General features: G+C 71.4%; 17 protein-coding genes. 5 read left to right on the plus strand and 12 right to left on the minus strand.

Features of this window, described 5'->3' with window-relative positions; genetic code table 11:
* Window positions 1-2 precede the first annotated feature (2 nt).
* Window positions 3-761, minus strand: coding sequence for an extensin-like domain-containing protein (locus IE246_RS12430; protein ID WP_189989963.1), 759 nt, complete (start codon window positions 759-761; stop codon window positions 3-5).
* A 223-nt stretch (window positions 762-984) separates the two neighbouring features.
* Between IE246_RS12430 and IE246_RS12435 the strand changes: the two genes are divergently transcribed.
* Window positions 985-1,737 carry a TlyA family RNA methyltransferase gene (locus IE246_RS12435; protein ID WP_189989966.1) on the plus strand — a complete coding sequence of 251 codons (753 nt, stop codon included), beginning with the start codon at window positions 985-987 and terminating at the stop codon, window positions 1,735-1,737.
* A 30-nt stretch (window positions 1,738-1,767) separates the two neighbouring features.
* On the plus strand, window positions 1,768-2,745 hold the full coding sequence (locus tag IE246_RS12440; RefSeq protein WP_189989968.1) for a DUF2806 domain-containing protein: 978 nt from the start codon (window positions 1,768-1,770) through the stop codon (window positions 2,743-2,745).
* A gap of 20 nt (window positions 2,746-2,765) precedes the next feature.
* Here the strand turns inward: IE246_RS12440 and IE246_RS12445 are convergent, their stop codons facing one another.
* Window positions 2,766-3,452, minus strand: coding sequence for a formylglycine-generating enzyme family protein (locus tag IE246_RS12445; RefSeq protein ID WP_229837007.1), 687 nt, complete (start codon window positions 3,450-3,452; stop codon window positions 2,766-2,768).
* Between the two features lie 213 nt (window positions 3,453-3,665).
* Between IE246_RS12445 and IE246_RS12450 the strand changes: the two genes are divergently transcribed.
* Window positions 3,666-4,223 carry a cytochrome b gene (locus tag IE246_RS12450; protein WP_189989973.1) on the plus strand — a complete coding sequence of 186 codons (558 nt, stop codon included), beginning with the start codon at window positions 3,666-3,668 and terminating at the stop codon, window positions 4,221-4,223.
* Here IE246_RS12450 and IE246_RS12455 read toward each other — a convergent pair.
* The 4 genes from IE246_RS12455 to fabI all read right to left on the minus strand — a co-directional run bounded on the left by IE246_RS12455 (window position 4,204) and on the right by fabI (window position 8,567).
* Complete coding sequence (locus IE246_RS12455) at window positions 4,204-4,695, minus strand: hypothetical protein (protein WP_189989977.1); 492 nt, start codon at window positions 4,693-4,695, stop codon at window positions 4,204-4,206. The genes IE246_RS12450 and IE246_RS12455 overlap by 20 nt on opposite strands.
* A 16-nt stretch (window positions 4,696-4,711) precedes the next feature.
* Complete coding sequence (locus IE246_RS12460) at window positions 4,712-6,466, minus strand: S49 family peptidase (RefSeq protein ID WP_189989979.1); 1,755 nt, start codon at window positions 6,464-6,466, stop codon at window positions 4,712-4,714.
* Window positions 6,467-6,634: 168 nt separating this feature from the next.
* Window positions 6,635-7,735, minus strand: a complete 1,101-nt coding sequence (aroC, locus tag IE246_RS12465; protein WP_189989982.1) for a chorismate synthase — start codon at window positions 7,733-7,735, stop codon at window positions 6,635-6,637.
* Between the two features lie 19 nt (window positions 7,736-7,754).
* Entirely contained in the window at window positions 7,755-8,567 is an 813-nt protein-coding gene (gene fabI, locus IE246_RS12470) for an enoyl-ACP reductase FabI (RefSeq protein ID WP_189989985.1), read from the minus strand.
* A gap of 352 nt (window positions 8,568-8,919) precedes the next feature.
* Here fabI and IE246_RS12475 point away from each other — a divergent pair, with 352 nt between their 5' ends.
* On the plus strand, window positions 8,920-10,257 hold the full coding sequence (locus tag IE246_RS12475; protein ID WP_189989987.1) for a hypothetical protein: 1,338 nt from the start codon (window positions 8,920-8,922) through the stop codon (window positions 10,255-10,257).
* Between the two features lie 40 nt (window positions 10,258-10,297).
* On the opposite strand, the gene IE246_RS12480 is transcribed toward IE246_RS12475, so the two are convergent.
* From IE246_RS12480 to IE246_RS12505, 6 genes are read right to left on the minus strand one after another with little or no spacing between them, the layout of a single operon-like run.
* Complete coding sequence (locus IE246_RS12480; RefSeq protein ID WP_189989990.1) at window positions 10,298-11,602, minus strand: hypothetical protein; 1,305 nt, start codon at window positions 11,600-11,602, stop codon at window positions 10,298-10,300.
* A gap of 24 nt (window positions 11,603-11,626) precedes the next feature.
* Entirely contained in the window at window positions 11,627-12,409 is a 783-nt protein-coding gene (locus IE246_RS12485; RefSeq protein ID WP_229837009.1) for a class I SAM-dependent methyltransferase, read from the minus strand.
* A 7-nt stretch (window positions 12,410-12,416) separates the two neighbouring features.
* The gene (locus IE246_RS12490) at window positions 12,417-13,181 is read right to left on the minus strand and encodes a phosphocholine cytidylyltransferase family protein (protein WP_189989992.1); all 765 of its coding nucleotides are present in this window, start codon (window positions 13,179-13,181) and stop codon (window positions 12,417-12,419) included.
* On the minus strand, window positions 13,178-13,819 hold the full coding sequence (locus tag IE246_RS12495; protein WP_189989995.1) for a gamma-glutamyl-gamma-aminobutyrate hydrolase family protein: 642 nt from the start codon (window positions 13,817-13,819) through the stop codon (window positions 13,178-13,180). Before IE246_RS12495 ends, IE246_RS12490 begins: the two co-directional genes overlap by 4 nt.
* Before the next feature lie 11 nt (window positions 13,820-13,830).
* Entirely contained in the window at window positions 13,831-16,233 is a 2,403-nt protein-coding gene (locus IE246_RS12500; RefSeq protein WP_189989998.1) for a PEP-utilizing enzyme, read from the minus strand.
* Window positions 16,230-16,814 carry an adenylyl-sulfate kinase gene (locus IE246_RS12505; protein WP_189990001.1) on the minus strand — a complete coding sequence of 195 codons (585 nt, stop codon included), beginning with the start codon at window positions 16,812-16,814 and terminating at the stop codon, window positions 16,230-16,232. The genes IE246_RS12500 and IE246_RS12505 overlap by 4 nt, the downstream gene beginning before the upstream one ends.
* Before the next feature lie 326 nt (window positions 16,815-17,140).
* Between IE246_RS12505 and IE246_RS12510 the strand changes: the two genes are divergently transcribed.
* On the plus strand, window positions 17,141-18,493 hold the full coding sequence (locus IE246_RS12510) for a YihY family inner membrane protein (protein ID WP_189990004.1): 1,353 nt from the start codon (window positions 17,141-17,143) through the stop codon (window positions 18,491-18,493).
* The last annotated feature ends 17 nt before the right edge of the window (window positions 18,494-18,510 follow it).

Here is an 18,510-nt window from a genome sequence, read left to right on the forward strand (position 1 = left end):
ACCTAACGGCACGCCCGGAACATCCCCATGTCCAGGTGGAAGTGGTCGCGGTGGGCGGCGTTGTAGTCGGGGCCGAGCACCACGCGGAACAGGTCGCAGGCGCCGTCCCGGACCGCCCGCAGGAACGCCCGCTCTGCCTCGGTGCCGTCGTTCCAGTCGCCGGCCAGCGTGATCCGGCGGCCGTCGGCGAGGCGGAAGCCGGCGATGTCGATGGCGTTGGCGGTCGCGTGCTCGCTCGGCATGCCGGCCGGACCGCCGCCGATCCGCCGGCAGGAGTAGGTGCCGAGGTGGTCGACCCGGGCGACCGGGCTGCCGAGGTGTTTCGCGGCGGCCGGGGCCACCACCGCACGCTCCCACAGGTACAGCGCCGCCGCCATCGGGCAGGTCAGGCGCACCGGGGCGGAGTAGGCGACGGTCGAGCGCGTCACCTCGACCGCGTTCAGGAAGCCGCAGAACTCCCCGGTGCGGCGGCTCGGGACCGGCCGGCTCTGCAGCGCCGACAGGTCCAGCACGCCCTGGCACTGTGACGGGTCGGCCCGCAGCCGGGCGAGCTGGAAGCCGGTGGCGAGGCCGACCGGCCGCTCCAGGTCGAGGCGGGCGAACGGCAGGTGCTCGGGCGGGATCGCCGGCAGCCGCAGCAGGGTCAGGCCGACCGCCACCAGCAGCGCCAGCACCAGCAGCGGCAGGACGCTGAGCGTCAGCCAGTGCCCGAGCCGGCCATGCCGGGGTGCGTCTTCCTGCTGCTCTATGGCCTCCTCCATTCCGCCGGTTGCCCTCACGGTTCCCGTCGTGGGTCCCGGCTCTACTCGGCTTCGCCGCTCCGGCCGGGATGAGGGGGATTGACGATGCCTTCTGTCCTCATCCCGGCCGCAGCGAAGCGCAGAGCCGGGACCCATCGCGGGCCTCGGATCCGACGGCAGGGATGCTATGGTCCGAACGCGGCCGCCCGGTGGCCGGTTCGTGCCGAGAATGGGACGTGCCCGGATGAAACGACGCCTCGACCAGCTGATCGTCGACCGCGGCCTCGCGGAGTCGCGCACCCGCGCCCAGGCGCTGGTGATGGCCGGCCTGGTGTTCTCGGGCGAGCGGCGGCTCGACAAGGCCGGCCAGCAGGTCGCCGAGGACATCGCCATCGAGGTGCGCGGTCAGGACCACCCCTGGGTGTCGCGCGGCGGGTTGAAGCTGGCACATGCGCTCGAGGAGTTCGCCATCGACCCGACCGGAGCGGTGGCGGTCGACGTCGGGGCCTCGACCGGCGGCTTCACCGACGTGCTGCTGACCCATGGCGCCGCCAGGGTCTACGCGGTCGACGTCGGCCACGGCCAGCTCGCCTGGAAGCTGCGCTCGGACCCGCGCGTGGTGGTGCTGGAGAAGACCAACGCCCGCCACCTGACGGCCGGGCAGATCCCGGAGCCGGTCGACCTGGTGGTGTGCGACGCCAGCTTCATTTCGCTGAAGACCGTGCTACCGGCGGCGATGGCGCTGGCCAGGCCCGGGGGCCGGCTGGTGGCGCTGATCAAGCCGCAGTTCGAGGCCGGGCGCGAGCAGGTCGGCAAGGGCGGGGTGGTGCGCGACCCGGCAGTGCACGAGGCGGTGTGCGCCGACATCCGCGGCTGGCTCGACGGTGCGTCGGGCGGGGCGATGGCGGGATGGCGGGTCGACGGCCTCACCCGGTCGCCGATCACCGGGCCCGAGGGCAACGTGGAATTCCTGATTGCCGCCACGCGGCTGTGCTAGGCTCGCGCGCGTGTGGTGCAGGAGAGGGCGATGAGCGACGGTCCGGACAGCTCTGCCGCCGACCGCGAGACCCCGGCGATCCCCGCGCTCGGCCTGCCGAAGCCTGCCGGCCTTGCCGCCGGGCCGGCCGCCGCCGGCCAGGCCTCGCCGTCGCTCGCCCGTCTCAACGACATGGTCGTGGTCACCCTCGGCGCGGTCCAGCGCGACTGGCTGCGCGGGCTGTACCATGCCCGGCCGACCGGCGACGGTAGCGGCGACCTGGTCGACCGCGCCGCCGAACGCACCGACCATGTCGAGCTGCGCCGGCAGATCAACATCGAGGCCGTCCTGCAGCGCGCCCTGCGCATCCTGCCGGAGACCGTGGACGAGGGGACGCCGGACCTGGACTGGGCCGCGCGGTTCTTCAATGCGGTGTCGGACACCGCCGACGTCGAGTTCTCGCGGCTGTGGGCGCGGCTGCTGGTCATCGAGGTCCGGCGCCCGGGTGCGGTGCCGTCGAACACCCTGCAGCGGCTGCCGGGGTTGTCGAAGGAGGCGCTGCGGCTGTTCAGCCGGTTCGCGGCCTTCGCGATCAGCAACTTCGTCATCCGGCTGGAGCAGGAGTTCTTCGACCGCAAGGACGTCACCGGCGACCAGATCCTGCTGCTGGAGGAGTACGGGCTGGTGCGGACCAACCGCGACCTGAACCGGGTGTTCCAGAGCCAGCGCAGCGACCGGTTCTCGACCAACCTGCTGTATGCCGACAAGGCGCTCAGGATCACCCACGACGACCCGGGCAAGCAGCTCAGCCTGCCGTGCTACCGGCTTACCGAGGCCGGCACCACGCTCGCCCGTGCGCTGTTCGAGGAGGGCGAGATCCGGGCCGACACCGACTACATCGTCGAGATCGTGCGCACCGTGCAGCGCCAGGGCTTCCACACCGCCCAGGCCGACATCCTGGAACGCTCGGACGAGCAGATCGTCTCCAAGCACTCGCCGTTCTGCGACATCGCGGTGCTGCGGCGCTGAGCGACGGCGCTCGCTCGCCTCTATCGGTCGTAGGCGCAGCGAAAACCGACATAGACGGCGTAGAAGCCGGCCGGCTTCCACTGCGGGGCGTCGGCGGTGGTCTGTGCCGGGCCGTACCACCAGGAGCCGCCGGCCGTCAGGGCATCGGCGCCCCGCCGATCGGCCAGCCACTCCCAGACGTTGGCTCCCATGTCGAACAGCCCGTTGACGCCGCGGCGGGTCGCCGCCGCCGGGGCGTGGCGCGGCCACGGGTCGGCTCCGCGGGCGTTCATGCCTTCCGGTTCGTCGCCGACCGGGTAGCGATAGGTCCGGCCGGTCTCGAAGCCGTCGGTCGGGCTCTGCCGGGTCTCGGTGAAGGCCGCCAGCCGCCACTCCTCCCGGTCCGGCAGCCGGCCGCCGCGCCAGCGGCAGTAGTCGCGGGCTTCCCCCCAGGACACGTGAACCGCCGGCTCGGCATCCGTCTCCGGGGCGTGCCCGTATGGCCGGTAGACCGACCAGCCGGGCCGTCGCTCCCAGCCGGCAGCGTACTCGAAACCGCCGCCATCGCGTTCGGCGGCGGTCCGCAGGCCGGTCGCGGCGGCGAATGCCCGAAAGTCTGCGATCGTGACTTCCGTCGCGTCGATCGCGAAACCCTGGATGGTCACCGGTTCGGCGGCGCGCGCCGGCGCGGCACCGATGGCGGCACCAACGGCGAGTCCGGCGGCCAACAACAGGCTTCGAGCCGGGCTCCGGCTGCTTGCCGACCGCAGGATCGCGGCTCGCGGTAACGGGATCATCGCCCGGCCCCCCTCCCGGTTCCGAATGGGTCACTGGAGAACATGGTGCAGTGCGCCTACCTTCTCCACTATCGGCCCGCACGAGACCGGATGGTCGTGCTCTCCGGCGCCGATGTCGGTTCAAGCGACTGTTGGGAGCGGACCATGACGACGGGCGAAACGACCAGCTACACCGGCGTGCAGAAGCTGCTGCACTGGCTGATGGCGATCCTGGTCGTCGTGATGGTCGGCGTCGGCCTGACGCTGCCGCGGATCGGGCCGGGGCCGGTGACCAACGCCCTGTACGAGATCCACAAGTCGATCGGCATGCTGGTGCTGGCGCTGGTGCTGGTGCGGCTGGCGATCCGGTGGCGGCTGGGAGCCCCCGAACCGGTTCCGGGGATGCCGGCCTGGCAGCGCTGGGCGGCCGGCACGTCGCACGTGCTGCTGTACGCGCTGATGATCCTGGTGCCGATCGCCGGCTGGGCCGCGACCGCGGCCTGCTGCCGGCCGGTCAACTTCCTGTGGACGGTTCCCGCGACCCTGCCGGTGCCGGCCGACAACGCGCTCGCCAAGCAGGTGTTCCAGCTGCACTTCGCGATGGCGTTCGTGCTGGTCGGGCTGGTGGCAGTCCATGTCGCGGCCGCCCTCCACCACCACTTCGCCCGCCGCGACGACACCCTGCGGCGGATGCTGCCGGGGTCTAGATCATCGACTCGATGAACACTTCGTCGATCATGTCCGGGTAGCGCTGCAGGAGCTGCTCCCGGGTGTCGTCCTTGAAGGCGCGTATCTGGTCGGTGGTCGGCCGGCCCTGCTCGAACAGCCGCACCGCCAGCGGGTAGACGATGCCGTTCACCGCCATCTTCTGGGCCTCGAGCTGAACCCGGGCCTGCTCGGTGGTCATCTGCACGGCGACCCGCAGCCGGGCCTCCAGCGGCTGGCCGCGCACGAACAGCGAGATCGAGTACGGCCCGAGCGCCAGCACCTTCGGCCCGATCATGCGCCGGTATTCGATGTCCCGGTTGAATTCCTTGTCCTTCTTCTTCTGCTGTTTCTCGGCCTGCTTGCGCTCGGTCGTCGAGCTCGCCTCGGAGGCGCGGCCGGCCGACCACGGCGTGAGCACGAACGCCGCGCCGACCATCAGGGCCGACGCCAGAACGGCGGCACGGGCCGGTTTCGATCGCCTGGACATCGCTGGTCTCTCCCGATCATCGCACCGGTCCGAGGGCGGGGGCCTCGGCCCGGGCGAATCCGTCTGCGCGGCCCGGCACGAGCCGCATCAGCGTCTCAAGATATATAGCGACGTCCTGCATTTTCGTTAAGGTCTGGCGGATCTCGCCGGCGCGCAGCAGGTCGATCAGGTCGCCGATGGAGCCGAGGCCGCGCGGGAAGCGGACCCGCTCGATCGCCGCATCGGGGGCCAGGCCGACGGCCTGACGGGTCAGCTGCATGGCCTCGGCGTAGCCGCCCAGGCCGTCGACCAGGCCGACCCGCTGGGCGTCCTCGCCGGTCCACACCCGGCCGCGCGCCACCGCGTCGACCTCGCTGGCGGACAGCCCGCGCGCCTCGCCGACCTTCTCGGCGAAGTCGGCGTAGATGGCGTCCATGATGCGCCGCAGGTGCTGGCGCTGGCTGTCCGAGAACGGCCGGGCGACGCTGAACATCCCGGCGTTCTCGCCGATCTCGATGCGGTCGATCGTGACGTCCAGCTTGTCCAACAGCCCGGCGCCGCTGACCTTGCCGCCGACCGCGCCGATCGAGCCCGTGAGGGTGCCGGGATGGGCCAGGATGTGGTTGGCGGGCAGGGCCGCGAAATAGCCGCCCGAGGCGGCGACGTCGGCGAAGCTGACGATCACCGGCAGGCCGGCGGCGCGCAGCCGCTCGATGTCGTGGCGGATGGTGTCGGCGGCGACGTAGCTGCCGCCCGGGCTGGAGATCCGCAGGATCACGCCGCGCACCTCGTGGTCGTCGAGGACCTCGTCGATCACCGACGCCATCTGCGCGGCGCCGACGGTCAGGGGATTGCCGAAGCCGTCGCCGTTGCCGCGCTCGATCTCGCCGTCCAGGTGGATCAGCGCCACCCGCGCGCCTTCGGCGTTCGGGCGCCCGGCGCTTGCGAGATAGCGGGCGGCGCCGACCCCGGTGTCGGCGGTCAGCCCCAGCGACGCCTCGGCGTCGGAGCGATAGCCGAGCGCGTCGATCAGGCCGTTGCTGCGGGCGTCGTTGGCTAGCAGCGGCCCGCGGTCGATCAGCGCGGCGACCGCCGTGCCGCCGAGCCGGCGGGTGCTGGCGACGCCGCTGACCACCTGCCCGTACAGCGAGCCGGCGACCCGCGAGAGGTTGTCGCGCACCGCCGGCGGCATCGTGCTGTCGGTCAGCGGCGCCATCGCGCCCTTGAACTCGAAGCGCTGCTCGAACTCCGGCAGCAGCCCGATCTCGTCGAGCAGGCCGCGGGCCATCGGCATCTCCATGGACACCCCGGTCAGGCCGAGCAGCCCGGACGGCTGCATCCAGATCCGGTCGAAGGCGCTGGCCAGGTAGTACGGGCCGACGCTGCCGCCCTCGTAGCTGTCGGCGAACGCCACCGCGGTCTTTCCGGCGGCCCGGAACCGGAACACCGCGGCGCGCAGTTCCTGGGTCTGGGCGAGGCCGATCGACGCGCCGGACAGGTCGAACAGCGCCCCCGTCACCCGCGGGTCGGCGGCGGCACGGTCGAGCGTATCGACCAGGTCCACCAACCCGAGCCCGGCTTCCTCCGGGAACAGCCCGGCCAGCGGGTCGAAGGGAGAGGCCTCGTCGAGCGAGCCGTGCAGGTCGATCGCCAGCACGACCCGGTCGGGCAGCGGTTCCGGCTCCTCGAAGGTATCGATCCACCACCACAGCCCGCCGCCGGCGGCCAGCAGCACGATCAGGAACACGACGCCGAATGTGGCGAGGAAACCGACCAGGAAGCGGCGAATCATCGGGGACCCGTTCGTTGGCTGGAGACGCGGCGACTCTACCGGCGACCGCCGAGGCTGTCGAACCCCGGGGCGCGTCGGCGGCCCCGACCCCCGGTCGGGCCAACCGGCATGACGGTTATAGCGGCCGGACCGCGGTCCCCGGGGCCGTGGCCGCAAGGGGACGGCGCGTCAGCCGCCGCTGCCGAGCGGCCCGCACTGCGCCTCGTGGCGCATCAGGTGGTCGAGCAGCACGCAGGCCATCATCGCCTCGCCGACCGGCACCGCGCGGATGCCGACGCAGGGATCGTGACGGCCCTTGGTCAGCACGTCGACCTCGGCGCCGAAGCGGTCGATCGAGCGCCGCGGCGTCAGGATCGAACTGGTCGGCTTGACCGCGAACCGCACCACCACGTCCTGGCCGGTGGAAATGCCGCCAAGGATGCCGCCGGCGTGGTTCGACAGGAACACCGGCCGGTCGCCATCCATGCGCATCTCGTCGGCGGCCTCGTGGCCGGGGATCCCGGCGGCCGCGAAGCCGTCGCCGATCTCGACGCCCTTGACCGCGTTGATGCTCATCATCGCGGCGGCGAGGTCGGTGTCGAGCTTGCCGTACACCGGCTCGCCGAGGCCGGCGGGAATGCCGCTGGCGACCACCTCGATCACCGCGCCGGCCGAGGAGCCGGACTTGCGGACTTCGTCCAGGTAGCCGTCCCAGGTGGCGGCGGCCTGGGCATCCGGCGAGAAGAAGGCGTTGCGGTCGACCTCGTCCCAGTCCCAGCGCGACCGGTCGATGCGGTGCGGGCCGACCTGCACCAGGGCGCCGCGCACCCCGAAGGCGTTGCCGAGCCGACGCGCCAGGACCTTCTTGGCGACCGCGCCGGCCGCCACCCGCATCGCGGTCTCGCGCGCCGACGAGCGGCCGCCGCCGCGGTAGTCGCGGATGCCGTACTTGGCGTCGTAGGTGTAGTCGGCATGGCCGGGCCGGTAGCGGTCCTTGATCTCGCCGTAGTCCTTGGAGCGCTGGTCCTGGTTCTCGATCACCAGCGCGATCGGCGTGCCGGTGGTCTCGCCCTCGAACACGCCGGACAGGATCTTCACCTGGTCCGGCTCGCGGCGCTGGGTGGTGTGGCGCGACTGCCCCGGTCGACGGCGGTCCAGGTCGTGCTGGATGTCGGCCTCGCCGAGCGGGATGCGCGGCGGCGCCCCGTCGATCACGCAGCCGATCGCCGGGCCGTGGCTTTCGCCCCAGGTGGTGACCCGGAACGCCTGGCCGAATCCGTTGCTCGCCATGGCGGCGTCTCCCGAGGGGTCAGACGACCGAGATGTCGGGGGCGTCGACCGCCTTCATGCCGACGATGTTGTAGCCGCAGTCGACGTGGTGGACCTCGCCGGTGACGCCGGTCGACAGGTCGGACACCAGGTACAGCCCGGCGCCGCCGACATCCTCCAGGGTGACGTTGCGGCGCAGCGGCGAGTTGTACTGGTTCCACTTCAGGATGTAGCGGAAGTCGCCGATCCCGGAGGCCGCCAGCGTCTTCATCGGGCCGGCCGACAGGCCGTTCACCCGCACCCCCTGGCCGCCCAGGTCGACCGCGAGGTAGCGCACGCTGGCCTCCAGCGCCGCCTTGGCCACGCCCATGACGTTGTAGTGCGGCATCACCCGCTCGGCGCCGTAGTAGGTCAGGGTCAGCAGGCTGCCGCCGTTCGGCATCAGGTCGGCGGCGCGCTTGGCGACGGCGGTGAACGAGTAGCAGGAGATGTCGAGGGTGCGCAGGAAGTTGTCGCGCGAGGTGGCGACGTACTTGCCCTTCAGCTCCTCCTTGTCGGAGTAGGCGATGGCGTGCACCACGAAGTCCAGCCCGCCCCAGGCATCGCCGAGCTTCTGGAACACCCGGTCGATGCTGCCATCTTCGGTCACGTCGCACGGCTCGACCAGCGACGAGCCGACCTGCTCGGCCAGCGGGCGGACCCGCTTCTCCAGCGCCTCGCCCTGGTAGGTGAAGGCCAGCTGCGCGCCCTGGTCGGCGGCGGCCTTGGCGATTCCCCAGGCGATGGACCGGTCGTTGGCCACCCCCATGATAAGACCCCGTTTGCCCACCATGATGCGGGGATCGTCGGCCATCCTGTCCTCTGCGCGCCCAATTGTTCAATAAGTGCCGCATCCTACACGAACGCCGGGGCCGGGCAAGCCGACCGGGACGAACCGCGGGCGTGGCGGGACGGGAACCAGCGGTCCGGACGAGGTCGGTCCGTCCACCCTGCCGTTCGATGTCCCGGGGGGGCCGGAAAAGCGCGGTTGTGGACCGGCCGATTCGACATGTGGTTTGCTGGCGCCGGGCGTGACGGCCCGAGGGGACGGCAGACCGACCGGGGGAGGCCCGGGCGGCGGGGCCTGTCGTCGCATTCGGGCCGGGGCGTCGAACGGCTGGCTGCGAACGGCTGGCCGCACAGGCGTGGTGGGGAGACGGGGTGGAATGAGCGAGGTTGACGATGACGGGCGCCGGCCGATCGAGGACGACCACCTCGCCCGACGCCTCCGTCGGGCGCGCTCGTTCACACGGGCCGGACGGTGGCCGGAAGCCGCGGCGGTGTACATGTCGCTGGTCGGCCGGCCGGACACGCCGGCGGACGTGAAGGCCAATGCCGGCGTGGCCCTGTTCAAGGCCGGGCGCTACCGGGATTCGCTGGTGCCGCTCAGCGAAGCGGTGCTGGCCTATCCCGACGACCACAAGCTGGTGAACCGGCTGGCCCTGGCGGTCCAGCACGTGCATTCGCAGCGCGACGATGCTGCCGGCGACCGGCTGTCGGGCCGCCGGCTGTGCGAGGCGATCTGTTCCGACCGCTTCCCGTCGCTCTATCGGGCGGCGATCGATCAGTTGATGCAGGGCGAGGGCTCGCGTGCCGACCGGCCGTTCGACGACGTCGACGCCGAGAAGCTGGTCGCGCTCGACTTCCTGCTCGCGAACCTGTCGTTTCCGCTGCCGCAGGCGGAGTACGAGACGATCGACGACATTCTTGTCCGGGTCCTCAACGACGTGCCGGGCGACATCGTTCTGATCTACTCGATAAGCAACTCAGGCTCGGACCAGGTCAACGAGACCCTGGCCGACCGAAAGAACAGGTTCAATCGAAGCGACGTTATTCTGGCTCATCACAGGTTCTATTCCAGCAACGTGCGACGGGAGGCGGGAAAGATTCACCGCTCGTGCGCCATCAAGCACATCCTCGGAATGTCCGGCCGGCTGAGCCGGCGGATAAAGGTCGTGACGATGATCCGAGAGCCGATCGCGCGGCTCTTTTCCTCCTACATGTACAGCGAAATGAGGGTCGGGGAGTACGCGCAACTCGGAGCCGAAGAGGTGAGGGCGCTGGATGATGCCACCTGGGACAGGATTGCCGCGGGCTTTTACCGGGTCGTCCGCAGTGGGGCGGGGGAGGACTTCTTCGCCAACCAGATCGCGAAAGCGTCCGGATACTCGATCCTGGCCGGCGGCGTCGACCTGCAGCCGGGCTACGCCATCGTCTCGCAAGGGCAGTGCGACTTCCTGATCCTGCGAACCGAGAAGATGGAGGCCTGCTTTCCCGAGGCGTCCGCCCGGTTGCTGGGCGAAGCGGTCGACCTGCTGCCGATGACCGACGAGAGGGTTCGACGCACCCGCACGCGCGACATGCCGATATACCAGGAAGCGCGGGCCCGGCTGCGGCTTCCGCCGGAGCTGTTCGAGGCCGTGTACCGGAACGAGTGGACGCGCGCCGCCTTCACCCCCGCGGAGATCGAGCAGGCCCGGGCGGCCTGGTGCGCCCCGGCGTGAGGGCGGCGGCCGCGAATGCCGGGACGCCGGTCCCCGGCCGCTAAGCGGTCAGCCCCCAGCGTCGACGCATGGCGTCGAGCTGGTCCCGCAGGAAGTAGCGCTCCATGAACCCGGTGTTCAGCGAGCGCTCGACCAGGCCGCGCGGCACCGCGATCCTGCCGGCGATGTCGCGCAGGTGCCGGCTAACGGCGGGCGGGCTGGTGACCCGGAAGTCGGCGACCGGCCGGCGGTCCGCCGTCTCGATGCCGAGAACGCGGTCGAGCATCGGTGCGAACACGGTCTCGAGGTCGGCCAGCCGGGTCAGCACGAATGTCAGGTTGCGGTGGAAGCCGACGAAGTAGCCGCGCCGGCGATGCTGGATCTGGAAGGCGTCGAGCGGGAAGCCGAACGGGCGCTCGTAGTTGGCCTCGAAGTACGCCTCGAGGTCGTTGACGGGAGCCCGGTCGACGGCGGCCTGGGCCATTTCCCGTATCGTCTCGATCGCTTGCGCGGTGATCAGGGCGGGGGGCGGATAGACCTCCTCGCCGAGGCGGCGGAAGTACCGTCGCCACTCCTTCCGCACGGTGCTGTAGACCAGCGCCTGCACCGGGTCGTGGAGGTTGCCGGCCACCACGAAGCGCATGTCGGTGAACCGGCTCAGATGGGCGAAGGCGAGCCAGCCCTGATTGAGGACGGCCTGTTCGACGGGCCGCAGGCGCTGCTTCTGCAGCTGGTGGGCGTCGACCAGGAATCGCGCCCGGCCGGCCTCGCCGAGATGCTGCAGATAGTCCCTGAGCTGCCAGGTGCCGGACCCGCTCGGACAGACGACGAGCCAGTGCGGGACGCGCCGTCGCGGCTCGACCAGGCGGTCGACCCGGGCCGCCAGCTCCTCGGCGTCGTCGATCGCGACGTAGTCGCCGACGGCGATCTCCGGTCCGCCGCCGCTCTCGGCCAGCCAGCCTAGGTAGTTGATCGACAGCATGTGCTGGACACGCCGGTCGTCCGGGTTCCGGCGATGGGCCTCGCGCAGAACGACGGCGTCGCGCAGCAGGTCGGGCTCGCCCGCGCGGGCGGCCTCGCGGGCCGTCTGCAGTAGCCGCTTGAAGTCGTGGTCGCGCAGCTCCCCGACGGCTTCGGTATCGCCGTCGGCCTCGCGCCACCGCTCGCGCAGTCGCTCGATCCGGCGGGCCCGCTTCTCGGAGCGGGTGCCGTCGGCGCGTTGCATCGCCAGATAGGCGCTCAACGCGTGCGGCCATTCGCCGATCTGCTCGAAGTAGGCGGCCCGCTGGTCCTGCCGGTCGATCCCGGGTGCCGCGTGCTCCAGGTAGGGGTGCCTCAGGGGCGGGTCGGTCGAAGCGGCGGGCATCGGCGGCCGGCGGGGCGGTCGGGATCAGCGCCGCTGCACCAGCCACATCCGGGTCCGGTACTGGCAATCCAGCGTCGGGACGTCGGCCAGCCGCCGCTCGATGAAGCCGAGGAAGGCGGCGAACCGTTCCGGCCCGGCCTGAACCTGCACGTCGTTCACCGAGCGCCAGGCGCCGATGTAGCGTTCCCGGGACATCTGTTCGGTGTGGTAGCACTCGGCGTAGATCGGGTCGCCCCAGCCGTCCGCGTCCATGAACCGCTCGACCAAGCCGCTGGTGAACTCCGAGCTGCCGGACGACACCCGCTTCATGTCCGGCACCAGCCGTCTCAGCTCGGCCTCGATCTCGAGCAGCAGCGGGCTGCGGTCCAGGTAGCGGGTGTTCCACAGGGCGGCGAACCAGCCGTGCGGGCGCAGCACCCGCCGGAACTCGGCGAGCGCCACCGGAAAATCGGCCCAGTGGAACGACGACGCCATCGTCAGCAGGTCGGCCGAGCCGTCGGGGATTCCGGTGATCTCGGCCGAGCCCTTGCGCCACGCGATCGGCAGTCCGGCCGAGGTCTCCTCGCCGGCCTGCCGCATGGCGTCATTGGGCTCGACGGCCGTCACCCGGCGGAATCCCGCGGCCTGCAGCTGGCGCGTCCATATCCCGGTGCCGGCGCCGACGTCGATCGCGTCGAGGTCGGCGGCCGGTCGCGTCATGGCGCCGAGAACCAGCCTGATGGCATCCGGTCCGTAGCCGGGCCGATGCGACGCATAGGTCGAGGCGAGCGTCGAGAAGTCGCCGTGGGCCATGCCTGCAGATGTCATTTTCTCGTTACCGCCAGTCGTGGGTCCAGCGCGGCGCCTGCGCCCGGATCATGCTTTCGTAGTAGGCGAGATCCGACTCGGAATCCACCTCGACCCAGCCGCCGTCCACCGCCACGCCCTCGACGGATTCGCCGGCGGCGATCAGGCGGGCGAGCAGGCCGGTCATGTCCAGCCGATCGACTGCCGCCGGCTCGAGGCCGTCGAGGAACCTGCCGATCCGGCGCCAGCCGTCGGCCGAGAACCGGAGCAGGCCCATGAACTGTCCCTGGATCTCCTCCGGGCTCTGCGGACGTCCGCCGATCTCGGTGACCAGCCCGCCGTCGATCCGGAAGGTCTCCGCGTCGTCGAGCGGCGCCTCGAACCGGCCGGCCCAGAGCGGCGCCCACTGCCGGTCGTAGGTGATCGCGATGTCCCCCGTCGCGGCGGCCAGCCGTTCGACCGCGGAGGCGTTGAACGCGATGTCCGAGTAGGAGACCAGGGTGTCGCCGCTCTCGAGCCAGGCGGCGGCGCAGGTCAGCGAGCGCACCATGTTGGTGGTCTCCCAGGCCTGGTTGACGAACGGCACCTCGATCTCCTGGGCCAGCCGGTCGGCGCGGTAGCCGCCGACCGCCGCGACGGTCTCGATGCCGGCCTGCCGGAAGGCCGCCCGCTGCCACTCCAGCAGCGGCCGGCCGGCGAGTTCCACCAGGCATTTCGGCCGGTCTGCGGTCGCCTCGCGCATACGCCGGCCGCGGCCGGCTGCCAATATCAGGACGCGGCGGGAATCGGTCACGGCATCAATCCTCGGGTCAGGCATTCGCGGAACAGCGCGACGTCGAACGGGTCGGGGTCGGGCTCGCGCTCAGGATGCCACATCACGCCGATGCAGCGCCCGTCGTTCGTGCAGGCGGCTTCGACGGTATCGTCGGCCGCCAGGGCGAGCGCGGTCCAGGTCCCGGGCAGACCGTCCGCCGGCACCCCGAAGCCGTGGAAGGAATTGACGTCCAGCGACCGCCCGGCGGCCCAGCCCCACGCGGTGTCCCGCAGGCAGCGGACCGGGTGACGGCTGGCGACATGGGCCGACCGCTCGACCGACGCGAGGCGGCCGCCGTCACGGTCGACCATCATCTGGAAGCCGCGGCAGACGCCGATCGCCGGCAGCCCCCGTCGCGCCGCCTCCTGCAGGCAGGCCCGCTCGGTGAGGTCGCGCTCGGGTTCGGCACCGAGATCGTTGCCGCCGGTCAGCACCAGGATGTCGAGGCCGACGGTGTCGAACAGGCGCGCGACGTGGTCCGACCGGTTGGCGATCGGCAGGATCACCGCGTCCGGCCGGACGTGCAGCAGGAACCGGTGCCAGTCGGTCGCCAGGGCGTCGCGCCGTTCGCCGTAGTTCGGGTCGTAGGCGATGCGCTGGGTGAGGCCGATCCGCATGGGGCGAGGGGTCAGTGCAGCACGAAGTGGCGGTTGGCCGCATCGATCTCGACGCTGTGCGCCCGCGCGATCTGGTCGAACAGGACCTCGCCGCAGCCGATGATCGCCGGGATCCCGAACTCGGCGCAGCGGATCGCCATGTGCGAGTTGGCGCCGCCGTACTTCGTGACCAGCCCGGCGATCCCGTGGGTGAAGATCCAGTCGAACCCGGGGTCGGCGCTCTCGATGCAGACGACGGCGCCCTCGAGATCCGCCGACGCCCGGCTCTGCGGGTCGAGCAGCCGAAGCGGGCCGCCGGCCCGGCCCTTGGTGACGTAGTTGGGCTCGGCCCGCTGCTGCGGGGCGATGTACAGCTCGTCGACGGAGCGCAGGATAAAGCTGAGGTGCAGCGAGGCCGCGCACTGGTGGCTGCGGCGCTCCTGCGCGATCCGGTCGTGAAGCGAGAACCCGTCGCGCTCGATCGCTTCCCCGGCGACCTGCGCCAGCACCGGACCGATGTCCAGATGGCTGAGCTCGTCGCGGCCGAGCCCGCGGGCCTCGGCCCAGGCCGCCAGCATCTCCAGGGCGTCGGAGACGTTGCGCGAGAACACGAACTTGCCGAGCTCGCGGCCGGCGATGGCCCGGCGGGCGTAGGACAGAAGCGCATCGGCGCCCGCGAGCCCGAGGCCGGCCTCGGCGATCAGGCGATCGATGGCCGCCCGCTCCGCGGCGGTCGGCGAGAACTCGTGCGGGCCGCCGGTCTCCGGCAGCCGGGCGCCGGCGAACAGGTCCTCGCGCTGGTCGTAGCGCGGCGACAGCACGTCGTAGGTCCCCGGGCGGAGATGGCCGAACCGCGCCATGAAGTCGGCTTCCGGCATGGTTCCGGTCACCACCCGGCGCATCGCCTCCGTGAAGTCGCCGGCCACGGTCTTGACCGAGGTCTTGAACGCTGCGAAGCGCTGCTCCGTCAGGGCGCCGCGCTCCACCAGAGACCGCAGCAGCGCCTCGGCGAGGAACGCATGGCGCGCCAGGATGCTGAACGCCGGGGTGCCGAGGTGCCGGGCCTCCTCGACGGTGCGCCGGGCCCGGGCGAGGCTCTGCAGCGGGGAGACCGCCGGCAGGTCGAGCACCGGGCCGCGGGCCTGCTGCCTGGCCGCCAGCTGCGCGATCCGGCGCTCGGCGTCCTGCAGGGTCGGGGCGGTGCCGTCGGCGACGACCCGGTTCATCAGGTCGCGATACGCGGCGAGGATCGAGCGGCGGTCGTCGGCGCCGAGGACGTCGCCGTACTCCGTCTCGAGGAAGCGCTCGGTCCGGAAGTCGATGCCGGTGGGCATGACCTCGAACTCGACCTTGTCGTGCAGCTCCGGCCGCGCCGCCAGGCGGTCGAGCGCGGCATCGACCAGGCGCTCGGCCTCCGGTTCCGGCAGGGTGGCGGGCAGGAACGAGTTCAGGGAGTTGCGGACGTCGATGTACGGGCGGCCGGCCAGGCCGACCATCAGCGCCTCGCCGACCATCGGCCGGTAGCCCATGGCCTCGCGGGCGATCGCCCACACGTCGTCGGTGATCAGGCGGCGGTACAGCGAATACGCCAACCGGCGGGGGGCCGAGCCGATCATCTCGGCCGGGTTCCAGTCGGTCATCGTGCCGAGGATGCCGCGCCGGCCGAGGACGCCGTCGCGCGGCCCCAGGCGGTCGGTCAGAAAGTGCTCGATGCCGTGCAGCGCGTCGTCGATGCGCTGGCCCAGCCCGGGGGTCCAACTGGACTGGGCGGCGATCTGCCGGACCTGGAACAGATAGACCTTGTCGTCGCGCCCCAGCGCGAACTCGATGTCGAGCGGGACCCGGCCGACGATGCCTTCGAGCGTGCGGATCAGGCGCAGCACCTGCCGCATCCTGGGCGACATCAGGTGGGCCTCGCCGACGTCGCGGTGCAGGCGCAGGGACTTGTTGATGGTCAGGCCGGCGGTCACGGAATCGGTCGCGCCGGTCTCGTCGTCGTACTCGATGGTGTAGTAGGGGCTGCCGTCGTCCAGGCCGTGCGTCATGGCGACGCCGCTGATCGCGACGTCGGCGACCATTTCCTGGATCAGCACCTGGTCGTCGCCGGCTTCCGGCCCGTACGAGCCGATGACCGACGCCACCGCCGCACGGATCGCGGCGCCGTCGTGGGCCGCGACCCCCAGGATGCTGGTGAACTTGCCGGCCATCGAGGAGGCCTGGGAGTCCTCGACCTGCGCGCTGGAGCGGACCGCGACCGGTCGGGTGCCGAACCGCGAGGCGATCGCCTCGACCAGGCGGGCGGCGTCGTGGGCCCACTCGGCGGTACTGAAGTAGAGGAACTCCGGAATCCGGAACTGGCCCTGGTGGGGAACCAGCCGCTCCAGCGTCTCGGACTTCGTCCCGAACAGATTGCTGCGGCTGACCTGCACGATCATCGGACGCGCTCCGGTGCGCGGGCTGGGGCGGCCCGGCCGCCGGTCGCCGCCAGGATCGTGCGCGCCAGCTGCTGCGGGGACTCCCGGCCGTCGTTTCGCAGGGTGAGGTCCGGCGCCTTCGGGAACTCGACCGCCAGGTCGAGCCCGGCGACGTCCTTGATCGCGCCGCTCCGCGCCCCGCGGTAGATGCCCTTCGGATCGCGGCTGCGCAGGGTCTCGTGGTCGACGTCCAGGAACACCTCGAGGTAGCGGGCGAGATTGGCCCGGTTCCAATCGTGGATCTCGTGGAACAGCGAAATCGTCGAGCAGACGACGTCGTGCCCCTGGTCCGAGATCAGCTTGCAGAGTCCGGCGTAGCGGCGGGCGAGGGCGATCCGCGAGGCCCGGTCGTGGCGATTCATGTCGGCGAAGATCGCCCGTAGCGCATCGCCGTCGAGATGGACGTGCGACCGGCCCGCCGCGGCCAGCTCCACACGCAACGCGGCGGCGACGGTGCTCTTGCCGGCGCCCGACAGCCCGGTGATCCAGAACACCGTGCCGGGCGAGGGTGGCGTGTCGCCGGCGATCGGTACCGGAAGCATGTGGGGACTGCCTTCCTTCAGATTCGCCTCTCCCAACGACGGTCGCCGAAAGGCCAAACGCAACGGTTCCCAGCTCTCCGGCACTGAACCCGCGCAGTTTCAGAACCGTTTCGACTCTAAGAACATTCGGGTCGATTGCAACGCGATTGTCATTGGAATGAAATGCCGGCGCCCGGCGCGACGGCGTTCGACGGCCGGCGAGCCGGGCGGTTCCGGATGACGGCGCGCGTGGCGGTCGGGCTGCGGCGACGGTCGGAGCGATGCGGGGGGCGTGCTATGGTTCCGGCATGAACGACTGGCCGACAGCGTTGCGAGGGGCGGTCCGCGTGCGCCTGATACCGGCTGCGCGCGGCACTGCCGCCTACGTGCTCTACGCCGTGCGGCGGTTCTACCGGGACCGTGGGCTGCAGGCGGCCGGCGCCCTGACCTACACCACCCTGCTGGCGCTGGTGCCGCTGCTGACCATCGCGTTCGCGATCTTCTCGGCGTTCCCGGCGTTCCAGGCGGTCAAGGACCGGATCGAGATCCTGCTGTTCGAGAACCTGGTGCCGGAGGTCGGGCTGGTCGTCCGCGAGCACCTGACCGAGTTCATCCGCAACGCCAGCAACCTGACGGCGGTCGGCGTGGTGGCGCTGGCGGTCTCTGCGGTGCTGCTGCTGTCGACCGTCGAGTCGGTCTTCAACACGATCTGGCGGGTCGAGCGCGACCGGCCGGTCATCACCCGCCTGCTGATCTTCTGGACGGTCCTGACCCTCGGCCCGGTGCTGCTGGGCGCCAGCTTCTCGCTCACCACCGGGGCGTTCGACTGGATCGGCGAGTTGGCGGACCAGGGCGCCGCCTACGTGCCGATCGCGATCGACAGCCCGGGGCTCGGCTTCGTCGGCGGCCGGATCATGGCGGCGGGGCTGCAGACGGTGGCCTTCACGGTGCTGTTCATGCTGGTGCCGGCGCGGCCGGTGCTGCTGCGCGACGCGCTGGTCGGCGGCGCGGTGGCCGGGGTCGCGCTCGAGGTGCTGAAATGGGCCTTCCGGGTCTATCTGGTGAGCTTCCCGAGCTACCAGACGATCTACGGGGCGCTCGCCACCTTCCCGATCTTCCTGATCTGGATGTACCTGTCGTGGACGGTGGTGCTGATCGGCGCGGTGTTCGCGGCGTCGTTCACCGAGTGGCGGGCGTCGCGGGTGCGGCGCATCGACCTGCGGCTCGATCCGCCGCGCCGCCTGGAGGCCGCCTGCGTTCTGCTCGCCGTGCTGGCCGAGCGGGCCCGGACCGGCGGTGCCACAACGCCGGAGACCCTCGCCCGGGCGCTGCCGATCGACGAGCGGGACTCGCTGATGGAAACGCTGAGGGTGCACGGCTACCTGGTCGCGACCGACGAGGGCGGCTACGCGCTGGCCCGCGACCTGCACGTCGTGACCCTGGCGCAGCTGGCCCGCGACCTCGGCTTGACCCTCGGCCTGGACGGCAGTCCCGCCGGGTCGGCGGCCGACCGGCGGGCGGCGCGGCGGCTCGACGCGGCCAGCGGCCGGCTTGCCGAGCGGCTCGGCGACCTGTTCCAGGCGGAGGAGCGGGCGCTCGGCCTGACCCTTGCGGAGGCGCTGGAGGATACCGGTCGTGGCGGACCCGATTCCGAGGTGATCGCCTTGGCGCCGGGGACGCCCCAGGCTCCCAGGCCGTAAGACTCCGGCGCGGGGGC

Origin of the sequence: Thalassobaculum fulvum, assembly GCF_014652915.1 — a bacterium.
GTDB lineage: Bacteria > Pseudomonadota > Alphaproteobacteria > Thalassobaculales > Thalassobaculaceae > Thalassobaculum_A > Thalassobaculum_A fulvum.